The sequence below is a fragment of the Saccharibacillus sacchari DSM 19268 genome (assembly GCF_000585395.1).
GTDB lineage: Bacteria > Bacillota > Bacilli > Paenibacillales > Paenibacillaceae > Saccharibacillus > Saccharibacillus sacchari.
The window spans coordinates 812,776-835,197 of record NZ_KK073875.1 but is presented as its reverse complement, the minus strand read 5'-3'; the positions used below and the strand labels follow the sequence as shown (position 1 = coordinate 835,197).

The 22,422-nt window shown below is 53.7% G+C and carries 16 protein-coding genes; 15 read left to right on the top strand and 1 reads right to left on the bottom strand.

Features of this window, described 5'->3' with window-relative positions:
* Nucleotides 1-1,071: 1,071 nt before the first annotated feature.
* The 7 genes from gltB (at nt 1,072) to tsaD (ending at nt 10,643) form a co-directional block, all read left to right on the top strand.
* Nucleotides 1,072-5,664 (top strand): glutamate synthase large subunit, encoded by a 4,593-nt coding sequence (gltB, locus tag SACSAC_RS03705; RefSeq protein ID WP_037283623.1) that lies wholly within the window; start codon nt 1,072-1,074, stop codon nt 5,662-5,664.
* Nucleotides 5,665-5,828: 164 nt separating this feature from the next.
* A complete protein-coding gene (locus SACSAC_RS03700; protein ID WP_051506835.1) occupies nt 5,829-6,779 on the top strand; it encodes an ABC transporter ATP-binding protein in 951 nt (316 codons plus the stop codon).
* On the top strand, nt 6,772-7,551 hold the full coding sequence (locus tag SACSAC_RS03695; RefSeq protein ID WP_037283620.1) for an ABC transporter permease: 780 nt from the start codon (nt 6,772-6,774) through the stop codon (nt 7,549-7,551). Before SACSAC_RS03700 ends, SACSAC_RS03695 begins: the two co-directional genes overlap by 8 nt.
* Before the next feature lie 106 nt (nt 7,552-7,657).
* Nucleotides 7,658-8,209: a tRNA (adenosine(37)-N6)-threonylcarbamoyltransferase complex ATPase subunit type 1 TsaE gene (tsaE, locus tag SACSAC_RS03690; protein ID WP_051507455.1), complete on the top strand. Its 552-nt coding sequence runs from the start codon at nt 7,658-7,660 to the stop codon at nt 8,207-8,209.
* Nucleotides 8,196-9,011, top strand: coding sequence for a tRNA (adenosine(37)-N6)-threonylcarbamoyltransferase complex dimerization subunit type 1 TsaB (gene tsaB, locus SACSAC_RS03685; protein WP_037283618.1), 816 nt, complete (start codon nt 8,196-8,198; stop codon nt 9,009-9,011). Before tsaE ends, tsaB begins: the two co-directional genes overlap by 14 nt.
* Nucleotides 9,012-9,039: 28 nt before the next feature.
* A complete protein-coding gene (gene rimI / locus SACSAC_RS03680) occupies nt 9,040-9,567 on the top strand; it encodes a ribosomal protein S18-alanine N-acetyltransferase (RefSeq protein ID WP_051506834.1) in 528 nt (175 codons plus the stop codon).
* Nucleotides 9,568-9,572: 5 nt separating this feature from the next.
* Nucleotides 9,573-10,643 carry a tRNA (adenosine(37)-N6)-threonylcarbamoyltransferase complex transferase subunit TsaD gene (gene tsaD / locus SACSAC_RS03675; protein ID WP_051506833.1) on the top strand — a complete coding sequence of 357 codons (1,071 nt, stop codon included), beginning with the start codon at nt 9,573-9,575 and terminating at the stop codon, nt 10,641-10,643.
* Nucleotides 10,644-11,103: 460 nt separating this feature from the next.
* Here the strand turns inward: tsaD and SACSAC_RS03670 are convergent, their stop codons facing one another.
* Nucleotides 11,104-13,080 carry an ABC-F family ATP-binding cassette domain-containing protein gene (locus SACSAC_RS03670; protein WP_037283616.1) on the bottom strand — a complete coding sequence of 659 codons (1,977 nt, stop codon included), beginning with the start codon at nt 13,078-13,080 and terminating at the stop codon, nt 11,104-11,106.
* A gap of 237 nt (nt 13,081-13,317) precedes the next feature.
* On the opposite strand from SACSAC_RS03670, the gene SACSAC_RS03665 reads away from it, so the two are divergent.
* The 8 genes from SACSAC_RS03665 to SACSAC_RS03630 all read left to right on the top strand — a co-directional run bounded on the left by SACSAC_RS03665 (nt 13,318) and on the right by SACSAC_RS03630 (nt 22,421).
* Nucleotides 13,318-13,917: a 5-formyltetrahydrofolate cyclo-ligase gene (locus tag SACSAC_RS03665; protein WP_281175747.1), complete on the top strand. Its 600-nt coding sequence runs from the start codon at nt 13,318-13,320 to the stop codon at nt 13,915-13,917.
* Between the two features lie 105 nt (nt 13,918-14,022).
* Entirely contained in the window at nt 14,023-14,508 is a 486-nt protein-coding gene (locus SACSAC_RS03660) for a MogA/MoaB family molybdenum cofactor biosynthesis protein (RefSeq protein ID WP_037283611.1), read from the top strand.
* 232 nt (nt 14,509-14,740) lie between these two features.
* Nucleotides 14,741-15,022 (top strand): co-chaperone GroES, encoded by a 282-nt coding sequence (groES, locus tag SACSAC_RS03655; protein ID WP_037283609.1) that lies wholly within the window; start codon nt 14,741-14,743, stop codon nt 15,020-15,022.
* A gap of 92 nt (nt 15,023-15,114) precedes the next feature.
* The gene (gene groL / locus SACSAC_RS03650; RefSeq protein ID WP_037283603.1) at nt 15,115-16,743 is read left to right on the top strand and encodes a chaperonin GroEL; all 1,629 of its coding nucleotides are present in this window, start codon (nt 15,115-15,117) and stop codon (nt 16,741-16,743) included.
* A gap of 385 nt (nt 16,744-17,128) precedes the next feature.
* A complete protein-coding gene (locus SACSAC_RS03645) occupies nt 17,129-17,929 on the top strand; it encodes an alpha/beta hydrolase (RefSeq protein ID WP_342666441.1) in 801 nt (266 codons plus the stop codon).
* Nucleotides 17,930-19,438, top strand: a complete 1,509-nt coding sequence (locus SACSAC_RS03640) for a phytoene desaturase family protein (protein WP_037283589.1) — start codon at nt 17,930-17,932, stop codon at nt 19,436-19,438.
* On the top strand, nt 19,425-20,840 hold the full coding sequence (locus SACSAC_RS03635) for an aldehyde dehydrogenase family protein (protein ID WP_156950937.1): 1,416 nt from the start codon (nt 19,425-19,427) through the stop codon (nt 20,838-20,840). The genes SACSAC_RS03640 and SACSAC_RS03635 overlap by 14 nt, the downstream gene beginning before the upstream one ends.
* 51 nt (nt 20,841-20,891) lie before the next feature.
* Nucleotides 20,892-22,421, top strand: a complete 1,530-nt coding sequence (locus tag SACSAC_RS03630; protein ID WP_037283588.1) for a phytoene desaturase family protein — start codon at nt 20,892-20,894, stop codon at nt 22,419-22,421.
* Nucleotide 22,422 lies beyond the last annotated feature (1 nt).

The following is a 22,422-nucleotide window of genomic DNA, read 5'->3' as shown; positions in this document are numbered from 1 at the left end:
GCCCTAGTCGAAACTCAGTAATTGGCTCTTCTTCTGTTGAATCGGAGTCGCCTTAATATCTTCAGTCGATCTCTAACGGAACGAGACGACTCTTAGCGGCCTTTTTCGGGCTTCTGAAAAATCTAACGGAAACAGATGACGCTTAGAATGAAAAAGGCTCTGTTTTTGGCATGAAAAGCGGCAAAATGAACATGTAAGGGATATGCGATCCGTTAAAATCGCAACAGGGGTTGATTTGGGATTTTAAAGGACATACAATCCGTTAGCCCAGCCCAGCCCAGCCCAGCCCAGCCCAGCCCAGCCCAGCCCAGCTGTTGAACTTTGCTTTTCGAATTTTGCGCTTTTATCTTAATCCTTTTGCTCTTCGATCTTCTTCCCTTTTATCTTCCACCCTAAAAGGAAGGAGCCCCGTTTCGCCGCGCAGCCGGCCGAAACCCCGGAAGCCACAGGTCCGGAGGGGGAGGGCGGTGTAGGAGCGCCAGCGATCGCCTTTGCCTTCGGGAAGCTTCCATCCAACTACAAGCCCGGCTTCCCGAAGGCAACACGCGACCGAAACCGCCCTCCCCCGCAGGGCCGCCCGTGCTGCCCCCAGGTTTCCGCCCTGCCGCGCCGACAACAAGGCGCCTTCCCTTTTTCTCATCCTTTTGCACATTTTGCATCATTGCTTGGACTAATCGCCAGAAGCGTAGGCAAAGCCTTTTTTTTGTCGTATAATGACTCAAAATCATACCTGTCTTTCCCTGTAATCCTTGCGGCAGGCTATAGTCCCGCCTAACGCATCACTGCACTAATGCTTCTCCGTACCCGTAATTTTGATCAGGCGCATAAAAGATTTAAATTGCGCGTCGCGCGAGCCGAATGTTACAATGGGGGAACTCAAAATCCAACTGCGAACCTGCTTTTTTTGCGGGATGTGGAAGACTGCTTTTTGACCCCTGCGGAGCCTCCGTTGGGTGCGAAAAGGAGTCTGTTCTCTTATATCTATGTCTTTTCAGCAGCGCGCTACGCGCGAGCGCCCTTATCTCCTTGTCGGGATGAATGAATTTCATTATAGAAAGGTTGTTTGATGAAATGACTGGATTGCCTCCGAAACAGGGTCTATACGATCCGCAGTTTGAAAAAGACGCCTGCGGCATGGGCTTTATTGCCAATATCAAAGGAACGCCTTCGCACAATACCGTTCGCGACGGCTTGACGATGCTGGAGAACATGGAGCACCGCGGCGGTCAGGGCGCTGAACCAAACTCCGGCGACGGAGCGGGCATCATGCTGCAAATTCCGCACGACTTTTTCGCGTCTCAGGATCTGGGCTTCACACTTCCGGCAGCCGGGGACTACGGGGTCGGCATGTTGTTCCTGTCCACGGACGACAAGATTCGTGCGCGTCACGAGTATTTGCTGGGCGAGATCATTGAGGCGGAAGGACAGAAATTGCTTGGATTCCGCACTGTACCGACGGACGACAGCACGCTCGGATTCTCCGCAAAAGCAGCTAAACCTTGCGTACGCCAGGTGTTTATCGGACGCGGTGAAGTGAACGGTACGGACGATTTGGCTTTTGAACGGAAATTGTACGTGATTCGTCGTCTGGCCGAGATGTCGATTCGTTATGCGGAAGGCGAAGGCGCCGATTCGTTCTATATCCCAAGCTTGTCGAGCCTTAAGATCGTATACAAAGGCATGCTGACAACCGCGCAGGTGGGATTGTTCTACCCGGATCTGGCGGACGAAAAGTTGGCTTCGGCAATCGCGCTGATCCACTCCCGTTTCAGCACGAACACATTCCCGAGCTGGGATCGCGCGCACCCGTATCGTTTTATGATCCACAATGGCGAGATCAACACGATGCGCGGCAACGTCAACTGGATGCACGCCCGCCAAACGCTGTTCGAGAGCGAAGTGTTCGGTCCCGATCTGGACAAAGTCAAACCAGTCATCAACCCGGACGGTTCCGATACGGCGATGTTCGACAATACGTTTGAGTTCTTGTACTTGAGCGGACGTTCGCTGCCGCACGTCGCCATGATGATGGTGCCTGAACCATGGAGCAAGCACGAGACGATGGATGATACGAAAAAAGCCTTTTACGAATACCATAGCTGTCTGATGGAACCTTGGGACGGACCGGCTGCAATGGCGTTTACGGACGGCGTGCAAATCGGCGCGATTCTCGACCGTAACGGACTTCGCCCGGCGCGCTACTATGTAACCAAAGACGACCGCATCATCCTGTCTTCCGAAGCCGGTGTACTCGATGTGGCCCCTGAAGACATTCTGTATAAAGACCGTCTGCGTCCAGGCCGTATGCTGCTGATCGACACCAAGCAGGGCCGCATCGTTTCGGACGAAGAAGTGAAGGAGCAAATCTCGTCCGAGCAGCCGTATCGCGAATGGTTGAACGAGCATATGATCAATCTGGACGAGCTGCCTGACGCGCAAGAGCCGCCGGCTCCGAAGCATGAGAACGTGACGCAGCTGCAATTGTCGTTCGGCTACACGTTCGAAGAGCTGCGCAAGACGCTTGAACCGATCGCGTCCACAGGCATTGAAGCCACAGGCTCGATGGGCTACGACGCTCCGATCGCGGTGCTGTCGGATAAGCCGCAGCGTCTGTACAACTACTTCAAGCAAATGTTTGCCCAGGTGACGAACCCGCCGATCGACGCGATCCGCGAAGAAATCGTAACCTCGGCTTCGACTGCAATCGGCGCGGAACGCAACTTGCTGGTCGCAGAACCGGAAAGCTGTCGCATGATCTCGCTCGACACGCCGGTCCTTTCCAACGAAGACTTCGCGAAGATTCGCCATGTGCACCGTCACCGTCCGGGCTTCCGCGCAATGACGATTCCGATCTTCTTTGAAGCCGCTCGCGGCGCGGAAGGGTTGCGCGATGCGCTGGACGAAATGTGCAAAGCGGCCGACCGCGTTATCGATAAAGGTCATAATATCCTGATCTTGTCCGACAAAGGCGTAGATCGCGAAAATGCGGCGATTCCGGCATTGCTGGCCGTTGCGACGATGCATCACCATTTGATTCGTCAAGGCACGCGTACTAAAGTGACCATGCTGCTCGAATCGGGCGAACCGCGCGACGTGCATCATTTCGCGCTCCTGCTCGGTTACGGCATCAGCGCCGTGAACCCGTACCTGGCGTTCGAGACGTTGAACGACATGATCTCGCAAGGCATGCTGAGAGGCATCTCGCACGAGAAAGCCGTCAAAAACTTCATTAAGGGCATGACCAAGGGCGTCGTGAAAATCTTGTCCAAAATGGGCATTTCGACGATCCAGTCTTACCGCGGCGCGCAGATCTTCGAAGCCGTAGGTCTCAAATCCGACTTCGTGGACCGTTACTTCACTTGGACTCCGACCCGCATCGGCGGCATCGGCCTGGAAGAAGTGGCATTTGACACGCTGCTTCAGCACAACCGCGCGTTCTCCGACAAAGACGGCATCGACAAGGTTCTGGATTCCGGCGGCGATTACCAATGGCGCAGCGACGGCGAGGAACATTTGTTCAATCCGCAAACGATCCACCTGCTCCAGCACGCCGTTCGCACGGGCGACTACGAAACGTACAAGAAATATGCAAGATTGGTCGAAGGCGAGTCGAAAAAGCATCTCACGCTGCGTGCTTTGCTGAACCTCAAGCCTGTCGGCGAACCGGTTCCGCTTGAAGAAGTCGAACCGATCGAATCGATCATGAAACGTTTCAAGACCGGCGCCATGTCGTTCGGTTCGATCAGCAAGGAAGCGCACGAAGCCTTGGCGATCGGCATGAACCGCATCGGAGGCAAAAGCAACACGGGCGAAGGCGGTGAAGATCCGGCGCGCTTCGTGACGGACGAAAACGGCGATTCCCGCCGCAGCGCGATCAAGCAGGTGGCTTCGGGACGCTTCGGCGTTACCTCGAACTACCTGGTCAACGCCGACGAAATTCAAATCAAGATGGCGCAGGGCGCGAAACCGGGCGAAGGCGGACAGCTGCCGGGCCGCAAAGTTTACCCTTGGGTAGCGGAAGTCCGCGGGTCCACGCCGGGCGTAGGTCTGATCTCGCCGCCGCCGCACCACGATATCTACTCGATCGAAGATTTGGCCGAGCTGATCTATGATTTGAAAAACGCCAATCCGCGCGCGGACATCAACGTGAAGCTGGTATCCGAAGTGGGCGTAGGCACGATTGCGGCAGGCGTTGCCAAAGGCCGCGCCGATATCATTCTCGTCAGCGGTTACGACGGCGGCACGGGCGCATCGCCGCAAGGTTCGATCCGTCACGCGGGCATGCCGTGGGAGCTGGGTCTTGCCGAAACGCACCAAACGCTGATCCTGAACAATCTGCGCGACCGCGTCGTATTGGAGACGGACGGCAAAATGCTCTCGGGACGCGATCTGGCAGTGGCGGCATTGCTCGGCGCGGAAGAATACGGCTTCTCGACAGCGCCTCTCGTGGCGGTCGGCTGTATCATGATGCGCGTCTGCCAGCTGGATACATGTCCGGTCGGCGTTGCGACGCAGAACCCGGAACTTCGCAAAAACTTCATGGGCGATCCGGAGCATGTCGTGAACTTCATGAAATTCGTGGCCGAAGATCTGCGCGAACTGATGGCAACCCTCGGCTTCCGTACCATTCAAGAGATGGTCGGACGCACGGATTGCCTGGACGCGGTCGACGCTTCGCACCATTGGAAAAAGAAAGGCCTGGATCTGACTCCGCTGCTGCATATTCCGCAGCTTCCGGAAGGCAGCTCGCCGTTCCGCACGCAGACGCAAAATCACGGCCTGGAGCACACGCTCGATATGCGCGAACTGCTGACTGCCGCCGCTCCTGCATTGGAGAACGGAGAGAAGGTTGAAGCCGACTTCAAGATTACGAACGTAGACCGCGCGGCGGGCACGATTCTGGGCAGCGAAGTCACTCGCAAATACGGAGCGGCCGGACTTCCGGACGATACGATCACGCTGCGATTTACCGGTTCGGCGGGTCAAAGCTTCGGAGCATTCGTGCCGAAAGGCATTACGCTTCAAGTGTCCGGCGATTCCAACGACTATGTCGGCAAAGGTCTTTCAGGCGGCAAAATTATTGTGAAGCCCGATCCGAAATCGACGTTCAAGTCCGAAGAAAACATCATCATCGGCAACACGGCTCTCTACGGCGCAACGGGCGGCGAAGCCTATATCAGCGGGATCGCCGGCGAGCGTTTCGCGGTTCGTAACTCGGGTGCCAAGGTTGTCGTCGAAGGCACGGGCGATCACGGTTGCGAGTACATGACGGGTGGACGCGTTGTCGTCCTCGGCACAACGGGACGCAACTTCGCGGCAGGGATGTCGGGCGGTGTCGCTTACGTCTATGACGGATCCGGCGACTTCGTGGATCGTTGCAATCTGGAGATGGTGCTGCTTGAGACGATCGAAGACGCGGCGGAAAAAGAAGAAGTCCGCAGCATGATCGAGCGTCATGCCGAGCTGACCGATAGCGGTGTAGCGAAGCTGATTCTCGACGGATGGGAACAGACATCGACACGCTTCGTCCGCGTCATTCCGAAAGACTACAAGCGTATGCTGGAGCAGATCGAGAAAGCGGAATCGACAGGTCTGACCGGCGAAGCCGCGCTGCTTGCGGCGTTCGAAGCCAATATGCGCGAGCTGGCTCGTACCGGCGGCTAATTACCGGTTTGCTTTTCAAGCAATGATTTGACAGCCTCAAGCCTACCCGTTTCTCTTAGAGAAGCGGGTAGGCTTTTTTAATGAAAATAAACAGACGGGACGCCAAGCTATGTTACATTGTTAACGTAGGGGTTTTTCAGAAATCATCAAAAGGAGGAATGCACATGGAATCCATCAGCGATAAAATTGCTCAAACAAACGACGATAACGTCGGCCAACCCATCGTCCGTTTCAAAAACGTCGTCAAAAAAATCGGGCGCAAAACGATCATCGAAGGGCTGACGCTCGATGTTCCGCCCGGACAGGTATTCGGATTCCTCGGACCGAACGGATCGGGGAAAACGACGACGATCCGCATGATGACCGGCTTGATGAAACTCACCGCGGGTGATATCGCCGTTGGCGGACACAGCATTGCGAGAAATTTCGAGCAGGCGATCACGCAGGTCGGAGCCATCGTCGAAAATCCCGAAATGTACAGTTATCTCAGCGGCTATGCGAATTTGCGGCAGTATGCCCGAATGAGATCCGACGTATCCAAAGAGCGTATCGACGAGGTCGTTCGGTTCATGGGCTTGCAGCACAGGATTCATGACAAAGTGTCCACCTATTCGCTGGGTATGCGCCAACGATTGGGCGTCGCGCAAGCGATTCTGCATCGGCCGAAGCTGCTGATTCTCGACGAACCGACCAACGGTCTCGATCCGCAGGGCATTCGCGAATTGCGAGACTATCTGCGTGAGCTGACGCGCCGCGAAGGGACAACGGTGTTCGTGTCCAGTCACCTGCTCAGCGAAATGGAACTGATGTGCGATTCGGTCGCGATCATCCAGGCGGGCAAGCTGATCGACGTTCGGCAGTTGAACGCAGAATCAGATGCCGAGACCCTGCTTGAAACGATCTTCGATGTAGAGCAAATAGAGGAAGCGATTGCCTTGCTTGAGGGAGGCGAAATTCGCGACGGTCGATTGGTGGTGCGCACGAACCGCGAAGGCATTGCCGAAATCAATGCGCGCCTGGTGCAAGCGGGCATCGCGGTATACGGCATTCGTCCGCAGAAGCGTTCGTTGGAAGATCAATTCCTGGAGATGACGGGAGGCGGGCAGATTGTCTAACTTTTTCCGATTAGTGCATAATGAAAATATTAAAATCCATGCCCGGACGCGTACGTGGATCATGCTGGGCATTCTGCTGCTGGTCGCGATTCTGATGCCCGTATTGTTCCACTTTATCAGCGACGGAATCGGCGTATGGAGCTCCATGAACACGATGCTGCAATTCTGGTTCCTGCCGACGGTATTTTCGATCGCCGTCGCGGCGGATTCGGTAGCCGGCGAATTTTCCCGCGGGACGATCAAGCTGCTGTTGATTCGCCCGTGGAGCCGGATCAACATTTTGCTTTCCAAATACGTATCGATATTGTTGTTCATTTTGACCTTGTACGCCCTGCTTATGTTGGTCAGTCTGGGGATGTCCGCGTTGTTATTCGACACGTCTTCGGGTCCTAGCGATATTTTGGGAGAATTGGCGGGAAGTCTGGCCGATTATTTCTGGTGGGCGTTGTTATACCGTCTGGTCGATACATTGATGTACGTGACGATGGCCTTTATGTTCGCATCGCTGTTCCGCAGCAATTCGCTCTCCGTAGCGCTGACGATCGTATTGATCTTCATGGGCTCTTTGGTCACGCTGCTGGCGAATCCGTCCCAATATGAGATCGGTCGTTATTTGATCTTCGCCAACTTGAATCTCGGTCAGTATCTGGCATCGGACACGGGGAATTACGGCGTTACGACGCTCGGGTTTTCAATCGCCGTCTTGGCTGTCTATTATGTGGTGTTCCTAGCGTTGACTTTTTGGGTATTCCGGAAAAGGGACGTTGCATAAAGGGGAGTGTTGAGCATCCGTCATTTGCGCTATAATGAGGAGATCAACAACCGGCCGGCTTGAACGTCATGAGTTGACCGGACAGGAAGCGAAGGTGGAAGAAAGCGTGCACGCATATGAAAAAGTAACGAAATCGTGGGTATCGCACGGTGAAGCCGATACCGCCGCGTTGGCCGAATACTTTGCGAATTTGGCTCAGCCGGGGACGATCATCGCGCTCGACGGCGATCTGGGCGCGGGGAAAACGAAGTTTTCGCAAGGTTTTGCCGCCGCGCTGGGAGTCAAGGGTGTCGTGAACAGTCCTACTTTTACGTTAATCAAGGAATATGAAGGGCGTCTGCCCCTCTATCATATGGATGTATATCGGATCTCGCAGGATGAAGCGGAGGATCTGGGGTTGGATGAGTATTTCGAAGGCCGCGGCGTATCGCTGGTCGAATGGGCCTCGATCATTCCCGATCTGCTGCCGGAAGAACGCCTGAACTTGCGCATCGAGCATACGGGAGGCGAAGGCCGAATCATTCATTGCGAAGGCGTCGGTACTCCTTATGCGCAGTGGATAGCAGCGTTGCCTGAGTCCGCACTAATGATGACTCAAGCAGGCGCAGGGCAAGGAGAATCGAAGAAGGATGGGGAATTAGAAGATGGAAAAGCATAACCGGCCGCAGGGTCGGATTCTCGCGTTGGACACATCCAGCGCCGCGCAAGCCGTGGCTGTACTGGATGGGGCCGACGTACTGATCGAAAGCAATAACCTGGCGGAGCGCAATCATTCGGTGAATCTGTTGCCGGAAATCGAGCGCGTATTGCGTGAATCGGACACAAAGAAGCGTGAACTAAAAGGAATCGCAGTCGGCGTGGGACCGGGTTCATACACAGGCGTACGTATTGCCGTAACCACAGCGAAGACCCTGGCTTGGGCGTTAAAACTTCCTGTAGTCGCCGTATCCAGCCTGGAGGCGCAAGCTGCTTCCGGATTCGAGACTATGGCTCTCCAGGGACGAATCTGGATTATCCCGCTTGTCGACGCCAGACGCGGACAGGCTTATACCGCGTTATTCGAAGCGAACGTACCGGGAGAAAAAGAATCGGTTTCCGATGCGTCATTAAGCGGTTTTTCCATGCGTCGTCTTGCAGAGGATGCCATTTTGCTCACCAGCGACTGGACGGCGACACTTGCTGAACGATTTAAGGCGCTTGCTCCGTCCGAGCGACCTGATTATATCCTGTTTACTGGAGAGACGCCCAAGCATGCGGACACCGTACTTGCGATTGCCGAGTCGACCGGATTATCGTTGGAGCAAGTACGCTTGCAGGATTGCGTAACCGAAGCGCGCTGGATCGGTCGAATCGGACAACGCAAGCTTGCAGCAGGCGATACGACCGAGGCGCATTCGCTGTTGCCGAACTATACGCAGGTCACAGAAGCGGAAGCGAATCTGCTTCGTAACCCGCAATAATCTTATCTATAAAAGGGGGCCGCATTTTATGCAGCATCGAGAAACTGAATCGGTAGAGCCTTCGGGCGAGCCGTTTATAACTTTTCGCGCCATGCGGCTCGAAGATATCCCGGATGTCATGGTCATCGAACATGAGGCTTTTTCGCTGCCATGGACGGAGCAAGCCTTCCGCAGCGAGCTGACTATGAACCATTTTGCCCGTTACCTGATGATGGAAGTCGACGGCGTGCCGGCCGGATATGCAGGAATGTGGACGGTCGTCGACGAGGCGCATATTACCAATATCGCGGTGCGTACCGCGTATCGCGGACGCAAGCTGGGCGAACAGCTGCTGAGTGCGCTGCTTAACGTAGCGGCGGCTCAGGGGCTGGAACGCGCGACGCTTGAAGTCCGAGTGAGCAATGAGGTAGCCCGCAATTTATATGCCAAGATGGGATTTCGGGAGATCGGAATCCGTAAAGGGTACTACTCCGACAACAATGAGGATGCCGTGATCATGTGGATCGATTTTCAAGATCATCCGCAAACGGCCGGAAATACGGAAGGAAGCGTGTAACAGGCATGAATAACGCGTCAAATGAACAAGTGCAGCATGTACCAGGCAAAGATGTGCATATTCTGGCGGTAGAGACCAGCTGCGATGAGACTTCGGTCGCAATCGTCAAGAACGGCCGTGAGGTGTTGGTCAATCTCGTGGCAAGCCAGATCGAAACGCATAAAGCTTTTGGCGGAGTCGTGCCGGAAGTCGCATCCAGACAGCATGTCGAGTGCATTACGCTGCTGTTGGAACAAGCGATCGCCGAGTCCGGGCTTCAGCCGGACGAGCTGGATGCGATAGCGGTTACGGAAGGTCCGGGGCTGGTCGGCGCGTTGCTGGTCGGCATTATGGCAGCGAAAGCGTTGGCTTTTGCACTGGACAAGCCTCTGATCGGCACCCATCATATCGCCGGACATATTTACGCCAACCGACTGATCGAAGACGTGCAATATCCGGCAATCGCGCTGGTCGTTTCCGGCGGACATACGGAGATCGTGCGGATGGAGAGCGAGGGACGCTTTGAAGTCATGGGTCAGACGCGCGACGATGCGGTCGGCGAAGCTTACGATAAAGTGGCTCGTGCATTGGGGTTCCCGTATCCGGGCGGCCCTCATGTCGACAAAGCGGCACAAGCTTCCGAGTCCGCGGTACCGCTACCGCGCGTATGGTTGGAAGAGGGGTCCTATGATTTCAGTCTGAGCGGATTGAAGTCGGCCGTGCTGAATCTGGTCAACCAGAGCCGAATGAAAGGCGAAGAAGTCGACAAAGGCGGTATTGCGCGAGGCTTCCAGGAGTCGGTAGTCGAAGTGTTGGTCGCAAAAGCGATTCGTGCCGTGCATGAGTTCGGCGCGAAGCAACTGCTGCTGTGCGGCGGGGTTGCGGCGAATGGCGGCTTACGAAGCACGTTGACGGCGCGTTGTGAAGCAGAAAACATTCCGCTGCTGATCCCTCCTATGAAATATTGCACGGATAATGCGGCAATGATCGGAGCGGCGGCCTATATCAAATGGATACGCGGCGAAGTCAGCGATTTGTATATCAAGGGAGAGCCGGGCATGTCGCTGGAAGGCTGGTCGGTCGAAGCCACGCCTTAACCGGTCACGCATTATGCGAAGCATCAACGTTAAGAAGCATCCTGACGAACGCGATTCGCGTTTGTCAGGATGCTTCTTAACGTTGAAGAAATCAGTCAGCGAATTGTAAAAAAGAATCTTGAATCCAATAAGGACTTTTACGCACATTTTACCTCCGCTTGTCAATCCCTGAATAAACTTATCCACATATCCCCTTCGATTCGTGGATAACCGGCTCAAATGCCCGCCAAATAACGTCTCTGTTTGGTCTGCAAAAGGGGATATGTTTTTCAAATCACAAACTCAAAATCTGTGGATAATGTGGATAAAAAAGTGGATAAAATTGGTTTGGAGTTAAAAAAGGCCGCGAGAAAACAAAAAAACCGACCAAAACGGCCGGTAAGATAGCGAGTTAACTCTGTTTTCTGTGGATAACACGGTGGATAACAGGGATAGGCGAAAAAGTGCCTTGACAAAAAAATTATTCTGCCGCCAAGGTTTCCCATTCATCAAAAGCGGCAGCAAGCTGCGTTTTGTTGGTATCGATCGCCGACTGACGTTCTTGAATCGCCATGTAATCTTCGTAAATTTCCGGAAGTGTCAACTCCAGTTCAAGTGCCGCTATGGCGCTCTCCAATTCCGCGATCAAGACTTCCAACTGCTCGAGTCGACGCTGGCGATTGCGTTCTTCGCGCTTGGCCTGTTTGCTTTCCTCGAACGAAGCTTGCGTATTCTTCTGCTCGTCGGTTTCTTCGCTTGCCGCCGTTGAAACCGAATTGAACGTGGATGGCTTTGGACGATTGCCGCTCAACACAGCCGCTTCGCGCGCAATCTCTTCCAGCTCCTGCTTTTTCTCCACGTAATCGTCGTAGTTGCCCAAATAAGCGTCGATGCCGTTCGGACTCAATTCGATCACGCGCTCCGCCATTTTGTTCAGGAAGTAACGGTCGTGGGAGATGAACAGCAAGGTGCCGTCAAAGTCCATCAGCGCCGATTCCAGCACTTCTTTGCTGTACAAGTCCAAGTGGTTGGTCGGCTCATCGAGCACCAGCGTGTTGGCTTCGAGCAGCATGAGCTTGGAGAGCAGCACGCGTGCTTTTTCCCCGCCGCTGAGTGCCGAGATTCGTTTCAATACGTCTTCGCCGCTGAACAGGAAGCTGCCCAGCACCGTACGGATACGGGCTTCTTCCATATGCGGATAGGTGCCCCATAGTTCCTCCAGTACTGTATTTTGCGGATTCAGCGTGTCTTGATCTTGGTCGTAGTAGCCGATTTGGATTTTGGCTCCCCAGGTAATGCGGCCTTCGTCCGGTTGGCGTTTGCCGATCAGCGTTTTGAGCAGGGTGGACTTGCCGACGCCGTTCGGGCCGATCAAGGCAACCGTCTCGCCGCGGCTCAGCGCGAACGAAGCATTGCGGAACAGTTTGTCTTTTCCGTCGTAGGAAGCGGACAGTCCGTCGACGTGCAGCACGTCTTTGCCCGAGCTGTACGCGGATTGGAACGAGAAGTTGGCCCGTTTCAGATCGCCGGCCGGGCGGTCGAGCCGATCCATTTTCTCCAATGCTTTACGCCGGCTTTGCGCACGCTTAGTGGTCGAAGCCCGCACGATATTTTGCTGAATAAACGTTTCCATTTTCGCGATCTCGCCTTGCTGCTTTTCGTACTGCTTGAGATCGGCTTCGTACTCGGCAGCTTTGACCTCGGTATAACGGCTGTAGTTGCCTGTGTAACGACGCGCGCGGTGACGCTCGATCTCCACGATCGCCGTGACCGTTTTGTCCAAGAAGTAGCGGTCGTGGGAAACGATCAATAGGCCGCCTTCATAGCTGCGCAGATAGTCCTCCAGCCAGGTCAGCGTCTCGATGTCCAAATGGTTGGTCGGTTCGTCGAGCATGAGCAGATCCGGCGCTTGCAGCAGCATTTTCGCCAAAGCCAATCGGGTACGCTGACCGCCGCTTAGCGTCGAGACAACCGTGGTCGGATCAAATTCGCCAAAGCCCATGCCGTGCAGCACGCTGCGGATTTTGGTACCGATCTCGTAACCGCCACGGTCTCTGAACCAGTCGGAACGCATCGCGTATCGGTTGAGCAGATCCTGGTACGCTTTGTCCTGTTCGGAGTGGGAGGAACCTTCGGTGATCTCAAGTTCCATCTCGCGGATCTCTTTCTCGGCATCCAGCAGATCGGCGAACACGTCCAGCATTTCTTCCTGAATGGTCCGATCCGACTGCAAGCCGCTGTTTTGGGCCAAGTAGCCGAGCGTCGTTTCTTTGTTTTTGAAAATCTGGCCTTCGTCGTGCGACATTTCCCCGGCCAGAATCTTGAGCAATGTCGATTTGCCTGCGCCGTTTACGCCGACCAGGCCGATGCGTTCGCGTTCAAGCACTTGAAACGTAATGCCTTCCAGAATGCTCTGAACGCCGTATCTTTTTGTGATTCCCGTAGCTTGCAGTAGCATGTTTCCGTATCCTCCATCGCTTTTCGCGGGTCTTTTATTTTTTTATTTTACATTAATAGCGCCGAAAAACCAAAAGGAAGAAGGACATTTGACGAGAAAAAGCCACCTAGGGAACTTAAGCGCTTCGTCAGCGGTGGTTATTTGCGCAAAACAATGATAAACTTGAGCATGTGAGAACAAAAAAGAGAACAGAAGAGAATTCGGGAGGCGAGCGGCATCGAACCTGTAGCGGATAAGGTGGAGCTTCGGCGCCGAATGGAGCGAATCAGGGAGGAAGTGCCGCAATCGCTGCGTCCGTTATACTCGGCTGCCGTGTGCGAATTGGCTGCAAGTCGGCTGGATACGCTGCGCGAACGCAAAGGGAAACCGTTGGTCGTGCTCGGCTATCTGTCTTTTCGCAGCGAACTGGACGTGCGTCCGCTGCTGGCCGAGTGCCGAATGCGCGGCGATATCGTTCTGGCGCCGCGGATCGAAAAAGGAACCCGCCGCATGCGGCTGCTGGAAATGAGCGATGCTGCGGACGAAGTGCCGGGAAGTTGGGGCATTCCCGAGCCGAAAGCGGAATTGCCGGAGTGGCCGGAAGAGCGGCTTGGCGAACTCGACGCGGTGCTCGTGCCGGGACTGGCCTTCGATCTTAAAGGAGGACGGATCGGTTACGGGGGCGGCTTCTATGATTGTCTGGCTGAGCGTTTCCTCGTTGCTGGAGCCGCACCCGCATATTGGGCATTGGCCTTCGACGAGCAGCTCGTGGCGGAAGTGCCGATGGAGCCGCACGACTTTCGACTGGAACTTCTGATCGTGCCGGCCGGTATGACGAGTACGACAGGCAATGCCTGAATATTCGATGATCGGCCTTGCGGAGCCATATAGATTTAGAGATGAACGCGTCCTTGCGTGATGCGCGGGGAGCAAGAAGAGCGATGGATGAGAAGAGGTGACCTCATGCTGTGGAAAGTGGCAATCTTGACGGCCAGCGATAAGGGAGCACGAGGCGAGCGGGAGGATACGAGCGCGCAGGTGATCCGGGAGCTGGTGGAAGAAGAAGTGGGCGGGGAGATTATCGAATACCGGATCGTACCCGACGAACTGGATGAGATTATGGCTGCATTGATCGAAATGACCGATTATTTTCAAGCGGATCTGGTCCTCACGACCGGAGGCACGGAGCTGGCCAATCGCGACGTGACGCCTGAAGCGACCAAGCGCGTCATTGAGCGTGAAGTACCGGGGATGGCTGAAGCCATGCGCATGAGCGTCATGCAAAAAAATCGGGCGGCGATGCTGTTCCGCGGCATTTGCGGAATTCGCGGACGTTCGCTGATCGTGAACCTGCCGGGAACGCCGAAAGGCGTGCACGAGAACTTTGCGGCGATCATGGATCAACTGCCGGAAGCGCTGCTTATGGTAACAGGCCAATATCGGCAATAGAAGATTCGAGTACCGATTCCTTGGGGAATAGGTTGCTGGGGTCTTTGAAGGAGCGCCGAACAAGAAGGACGACCCTGGGCATTCAAGGGAGTCTTTTTTTGTGCGGGGGGACTTGAAATTTTGCGCGGAGACTAGTAATATAAAACTTGGCTGTTAGCACTAGAGGTTGTCGAGTGCTAACAATGAAGCAATACCGCTTTTCTCAATTAACCTTTCAAGGAGGCTATTTTTCATGATTAAACCGTTGGGTGAACGCGTACTCGTAGAACCGATCCAGCAGGAGGAAACGACTTCGTTCGGCATCGTGCTTCCGGATGCTTCGAAAGAGAAGCCGCAAGAAGGCAAGGTTATCGCTGTAGGCAGCGGCATTCTGAAAGACGGCGTGCGCACTCCGCTCGAAGTCCAAGAAGGCGACCGTGTCCTGTTCTCCAAATATGCCGGTACCGAAGTGAAGTACGAAGGTAAAGAATACCTGATTATGAAAGAAAGCGACATTCACGCCATCCTGGCCTAAGTGTCATCCTTACACATAAGCGTTTCGGCAAGACTCGGATCAAGCAAGACAAGTGGCTCCATCATCCATAATTTCAGGGAGGTTATTCGATAATGGCTAAAGATATTCTGTTCGGAGAAGAAGCCCGTCGTTCGATGCTTCGCGGCGTGGACGCACTGGCAAACGCGGTAAAAGTAACGCTCGGTCCAAAAGGGCGCAACGTGGTACTGGAGAAAAAATTCGGCAGCCCGTTGATCACGAACGACGGCGTTACGATCGCGAAAGAAATCGAACTGGAAGACGCTTTCGAAAACATGGGCGCTCAACTGGTTAAAGAAGTTGCGACCAAAACAAACGACGTAGCCGGCGACGGTACGACGACGGCGACCGTTCTGGCTCAAGCGATGATTCGCGAAGGCCTCAAAAACGTAACGGCAGGCGCCAACCCTATGGTTATCCGCAAAGGGATCGACAAAGCGGTAAAAGCGGCCGTAGCCGAACTGCAAAACATCGCAAAACCGATCGAAGGCAAACAATCGATCGCTCAAGTCGCGGCAATCTCCGCAGCTGACGAAGAAGTCGGCGAACTGATCGCGGAAGCCATGGAAAAAGTGGGCAAAGACGGCGTTATCACCGTCGAAGAATCCCGCGGATTCGCAACGGAGCTGGAAGTCGTGGAAGGCATGCAATTCGACCGCGGCTACATTTCCCCTTACATGATCACGGACACGGACAAGATGGAAGCGGTTCTGGAGAACCCGTACATCCTGATCACCGATAAGAAAATCAGCACGACTCAGGACATCCTGCCGCTGCTGGAGAAAATCGTGCAGCAAGGCCGCGCCCTCGTCATCATCGCCGAAGACGTGGAAGGCGAAGCTCTGCCGATGCTGGTCCTGAACAAACTGCGCGGCACGTTCAACGCGGTTGCGGTTAAAGCTCCTGGCTTCGGCGACCGTCGCGAAGCAATGCTGCAAGATATCGCGGCTCTGACAGGCGGTCAAGTGATCACCGAGAAGCTCGGCCTGGAACTGAAAGCGGCGACGCTGGATCAACTGGGTACGGCTCGTCAAGTACGCGTAACGAAAGAAAACACGACGCTCGTAGACGGCGCCGGCGACAAGTCCGACATCGATGCTCGCGTGAACCAAATCCGTTCGCAGCTGGAAGAAACCACTTCCGAGTTCGACAAAGAAAAACTGCAAGAGCGTCTGGCTAAACTGGCCGGCGGCGTAGCGGTTGTCAAAGTCGGCGCAGCAACGGAAACGGAACTGAAAGAACGCAAACTGCGTATCGAAGACGCGCTGAACGCGACTCGCGCAGCCGTTGAAGAAGGTATCGTATCCGGCGGCGGTACGGCTCTGGTTAACGTATACAAAGCCGTAGCGGCTCTGACGGTAACCGGCGACGAGAAAACAGGCGTGAACATCGTTCTGCGCGCTCTGGAAGAGCCGATCCGCACGATCGCGGCTAACGCCGGCGAAGAAGGTTCCGTTATCGTGGACCGTCTGAAAAAAGAAGAAGTCGGCATCGGCTACAACGCCGCAACCGGCGAATGGGTCAACATGTTCGACGCGGGTATCGTAGACCCTGCGAAAGTAACGCGTTCCGCTCTGCAAAACGCGGCTTCCGTAGCGGCTATGTTCCTGACGACCGAATCCGTAATCGCGGACAAACCGGAACCTGCCGGCGCTGCTGCTCCGGATATGGGCGGCATGGGCGGTATGGGCGGCATGATGTAATAAATTTCCAACAACAAGCGTCAAACTCTGATCATTCAGGGTTTGACGCTTTTTTGTGCTATCTGAGTCTCTTTAATGAAATAAAGGGTAATAGCAGTAGAGAGCACATTTTAGCAACAACACATGACCCATTACCTTGTCAACATTAAATGTAAGGTTACGCCCACCTGAAACGCACCTAAACCGTGTGCGTTTCAGCCGAACGTAAACCTCTGATTAAGAGTTGACAAGCTCCTATTCAAACGGTAAAAAAAGCGAGGTTATCTTATTGTTCACTCTTATGGCTGCAAGGATGCTTCGTCTCCTGCCCAATCGGGCACTCAAAACGCCTATGCTCCCTTTTGAGCCAGTGAAAGAAAAAAAAGAACTGAAGGTCGAAACATCCGTGAAAACCGCGGATCTCTCCTTGTATTATCCGTTGGATGCCGAACGGAACAAACTCCCCGTTTACATCAATCTGCACGGCGGAGCTTTCATCATGCACGACAAGGAAATGGACGATCCGTACTGCCGCTACCTGGCCAACCGGGCCGAATGCGTCGTGGCGAACGTGGAGTACGCCAAAGCGCCGGAGTATCCTTTTCCGAAGCCGATCGAACAGCTGTACGAAGTTTTTCGGTGGATCGAAAGCAACGCCGACGAGTTGAATCTCGACGCGCGGCGGATCATGATCGGCGGACAAAGCTCCGGCGCGAATCTGGCTGCTGCCCTTTGTCTGTATCTGGAACAAAAAGGAGAGGCCCAGCCGCTGCTTCAAGTGCTGAACTGCCCGATGCTTGATTTTGCCACTCCGTTCTCGAATAAACCGGAACCGGATGCGCTGCGTGCCCGGTATCCTCAAGTTGCCCACTTTTTGAACTTGTGTTACGTGCCGCAAAAAGGGCAGGCGGAGAATCCTCTCGCTTCTCCCGTTTATGCGACGGTGAATAATCAATTGGCGCCTGCGCTGATTCTGATCGCGGAGTACGATGCGTTCAGGCCGGAAGCCGAGCGCTACGCGAAAAATTTGAAAGCTTCCGGCGTGCGCGTGGAGCAGGTCTTGTTCAAAGATTGCAAGCACGCGTTCAGCCATCTGGGACCGAAAGAAAAAGCGGAAGAAGCTTGGCAAAAAGTCGCACGGACGCTTAAAACGTACATAACGGCATCGCACCACATTTTGGACGGACGGGAAGGGGAAATCAGTTAAGTGAACACGACAAAGAAAAGCGTATTGGTTATCGGAGGCGGGCTCGGAGGATTGTCGGCGGCCATATCGTTGGCGCAGGCGGGATACGAGGTCTCATTGTACGAAAAAAATAATCATATCGGGGGCAAGTTGAACCGGTTGGACCAGGACGGGTTCGGTTTTGATTTGGGTCCGTCCATTCTGACGATGCCCCGCGTGTTCGAGCATTTGTTCAACGCCAGCGGCAAATCCATGAACGACTACGTGCGGATCGAAAGGCTGGACCATCAATGGCGTTCCTTTTTTCCGGACGGAAACGTGATCGACTTGTACGAAGACTTGAAGCAAATGGGCGAAAACAATCCGTCTTTGAGCAAAAAGGATATGCGCGAGTATCAGAAACTGCTGGATTATTCCAAAAAGATTTACGATATGACTGATCAAACTTATTTCAAGCAAGGCGTCGATTCGACGAAAGAAATCATGAAGCATACCACCCTGCTTGGCGCATTGAAAAATTTCGATCTGTTTTCCACCGTTCACGAAGCGATCGATAAACGCATCAGCAATAAGCAGCTGCGCGACATGCTGTCGTACTTTATCAAATACGTCGGTTCGTCGCCTTACGACGCGCCGGCCGTGTTGAACATGATGATTTACATGCAGCATGATCAAGGCTTGTGGTACGTGCCCGGCGGATTAAATAAGCTGGCGGACGGTCTGGTGAAGCTTGCCGAAGAGATCGGAGTCCGTTTTCATTTCGGGAAGCCGATTACCAAGCTCGAAAAAAAGAAAAACGCCATCACGGGCGCCTGGTTGGAAGACGGAACCCGGTTGACCGCGGATTATTACGTATCGAACATGGAAGTCATTCCGGTGTACGAACGACTGCTTGAAGAAGACAGCGGCTTCGTGGACAAATTGAAAAAGAAATTCGAACCGGCAAGTTCCGGTCTCGTTCTGCATTTGGGCGTGAAAAAAAGCTATCCACAGCTTCGCCATCATAATTTCTTTTTCGCGAAAAACATGAAGCAGCAAATGCAGTCTATTTTCCATGATCATAAGCTGCCGAACGATCCGGTCATTTATTTGGTCAACGTCAACAAAACCGATCCGTCGCAGGCGCCCGAAGGCCATGAGAATATCAAAGTGCTGCCGCATATTCCTTACATTCAGGATAACAAACCGATCAGCCGGCAGGAATACGAGCAGTTCGCCGAGCGCGTATTGATGAAGTTGGAGAAAATGGGTTTGGACGATTTGCGGGCCAATATCGTCACCAAAGACATGTGGACGCCGGAAGATATCCGCAACACGTACGGCTCGGACCGCGGCGCCATTTACGGAACGGTATCGGACCGCAAAAAAAATAAAGGCTTCAAGCATGCCAAGGAAAGCGAACTTTACAACAACCTGTATTTCGTGGGCGGAACCGTGAACCCGGGCGGCGGCATGCCTATGGTGACGCTGAGCGGTCAGCTTGTCAGCAAAAAAATCGTGCAAAAGGATGCGTCCCATGCCCGGCGCTGAACCTTTGACGGATGATCGAATCTTTTTTTTGCAAAGCCTGCCCGAAAAGCAGCGGAAAGAAGGGTTGCCTGAAGGCAGCCCTTCCAACGAAATGCGCAAAAAACGGCTTTTGAAGCTGAAGGCCCTGCTGACGGAGCACGAAAAAGCACTGACCGATGCTCTGTATGCGGATCTGGGCAAGCCGGCTTTCGAATCGTTTTCCTCGGAGCTTGCCGTTCTCTTGAACGAAATCGATCATGTGTGCAAACGTTTGAACAGATGGAACCGATCAACAAGCTCCCGGCATCTGAAATTGGGTTATCTGGAAGTTCTCCGAAAAAAAAGGCAGCCGCACGGCAGCGTCCTGATCATCGGTTCGTGGAATTATCCGGTTCAGCTTACGTTGATGCCGGTAATCGGAGCGATCGCCGGCGGGAACTCCTGCGTCGTCAAACCGTCCGAATACGCGCCGGCAACGGCCGAGCTGCTACAAACCATCATCAATCAAGCATTTCCTCCCGAACAAGTGCATGTCGTGACGGGAGACGGACAGGTCGCCGGCACATTGACCTCGGCTTCTTTTGATCTGATTTTTTTTACGGGCAGCGGGCAAACGGGTAGGCTAGTGGCCGAACAGGCCTCCAAGCGGCTGACGCCGGTTATTTTGGAACTGGGCGGCAAAAACCCGTGCATCGTCGACGAAACGGGCTTTTCCGAAGCAGCTGTCAAAGACATCGTTTGGGGGAAATTTCTGAATGCGGGCCAGACTTGCATCGCGCCGGATACGCTTTTCGTGCATGAATCCGTATACGAGCAAACGCTGAACGAAATTTCGGCTTCGCTGTCCGCTTTTTATGGCGAGCGGCCTCAAGCAAGCGCGGATTACGGCAGAATTTGTACCGATGCCCATTTTGAAAAAGTGGCTGCGTTCATCGGGCAAGGCACCGTACGGCACGGCGGGGATCACGATCGCGCCGACCGGTTTATCGCGCCGACCGTATTGACGGATATTCGGCCGGGAAGCCCGGTTCTGGAGGAAGAAATTTTCGGTCCGGTTCTTCCGGTCATTCCTTATGCCGATCTGGATGCGTTATTGTCCGGCGGCACCCTTCAGCGCGACGCGTTGACCGGCTACCTGTTCAGTACCGACAAGCATCATATTCAACGGTTCAATGACTATATGCGGTCCTCGACGACCAGCGTCAACCAAGTGATCCATCATGCCGCAAGTCCACATATCGCGTTCGGAGGGGTCGGGAACAGCGGCTACGGGGCTTATCACGGCAAAGCCGGTTTCATGGCGTTCAGCTACGAAAAAACGAGTGTCCGCACGTATCATTACCTGCGCTTTTCGGGTAAATTCCCGCCTTATTCCGAACGGAACATGAAAGCTTTGAAAAAATTGAGAAAGCGGATTCTGTAAGCCGACCGACATCGCAATCAAGCAAATGTGATTTGGAAATGAGGATTTTGCATGAGCAAAAAAGTAATCGTTATCGGAAGCGGAGTGGCGGGGCTTGCCTCTGCCATCAGGCTTCAAACGGCGGGCTATCAGGTGGAAATCTACGAAAAAGGATCGACGCCCGGAGGCAAAATGAACCGTATCGAACTGGAGGGAGGATATACGTTCGATCTGGGACCGAGCATCGTGATGATGCCGGAGATCTACCGGGAAATATTCGAAGTATGCGGACGCGATCCGGACGATTATATTCCCATGCAAAAGTTGGACCCGATCTATCGCGCTTATTTCAGCGATATTCCCGACCGGCCTTTCGATATTTCCTCCGACATGACCAAGCTGACCTCAACAATCGAATCGATCAGCGAGCAAGACGCGGCGGGCTTTTTTCAATACATGCACGACATTTATCAAAAATTCATGATCGCCAAGCATCACATTCTGTCCCGGCCTTTCCGCAAAAGAAGCGATTTTTATAATCTCCCGATGCTGAAAAAAGCGTTGAAGCTGAAGCCGTACGATACCGCGGATAAGTTCGTCGGCCGATATATCAAGAATAAAAGGCTAAGGCAAATGATCAGCTTTCAAACGTTGTATATCGGCATTTCTCCTCTGACCAGTCCGTCTTTTTATACGATGATTCCCATGCTGCAATTTTTATACGGCGTATGGTTTATCAAAGGCGGCATGTATACGATGGCGTTGTCGATGGAAAGACTGTTCAAAGAGCTCGGAGGCACTATCCATTACGGCAAGGACGTTCAGCAGATCGCAATCCGAAATCAAAAGGCGGAAGGGATCGTCGTGGACGGACAAAACGTCTTTTCCGATTTTGTCCTGTGCAACGCGGATTTTCCTTATGCGATCAAGCAGCTGGTCCAAGACAAGCCGGCCAAAGGGAAATTTACCGACGAGAAAGTGGACAGCATGCAGTATTCGTGTTCTTGCTTCCTGTTGTACCTCGGCATGGACCGAAAGTACGAAGAAACCGACCATGTGCATAATTTCATTTTCAACGAGGACCTCGACCGCAACCTGAAAGATATTTTCGACGGAAAAAAACTGACGAACGCTTCGTTTTACGTGTACATCGCTTCCAAAGCGGATGCGTCCATGGCGCCTGAAGGAAAAGACGGGTTGTATATCCTGATGCCCGTATCGAACGCGGCCGAATCCGATTATGAATGGAACGAGGAAACGGTTGCTTATTACCGCGGGTACATCTTGAGCGAATTGAAAAAAATCCGCGGTTTCGAAAATGTCGAAAACGAGATCGTGACCGAAACGCATATTACGCCGCTGGATTTCGAGAAGAAATTCAATGCGCATAACGGAGCGGCGTTCGGCTTACAGCCTATATTGAAGCAAAGCAACCATTACCGTCCGCAGAGCAAAGCAAGCCACTGCGAAAATTTGTACTTTACCGGGAGCAGCACGCATCCGGGAGCCGGCGTTCCGATCGTGCTTCTGTCCGCCAAAATCGCCGCGCAGGAATTGATCCAGGACGATACGGGCGAACCGTTCGATTATTCGGTAAAATAAA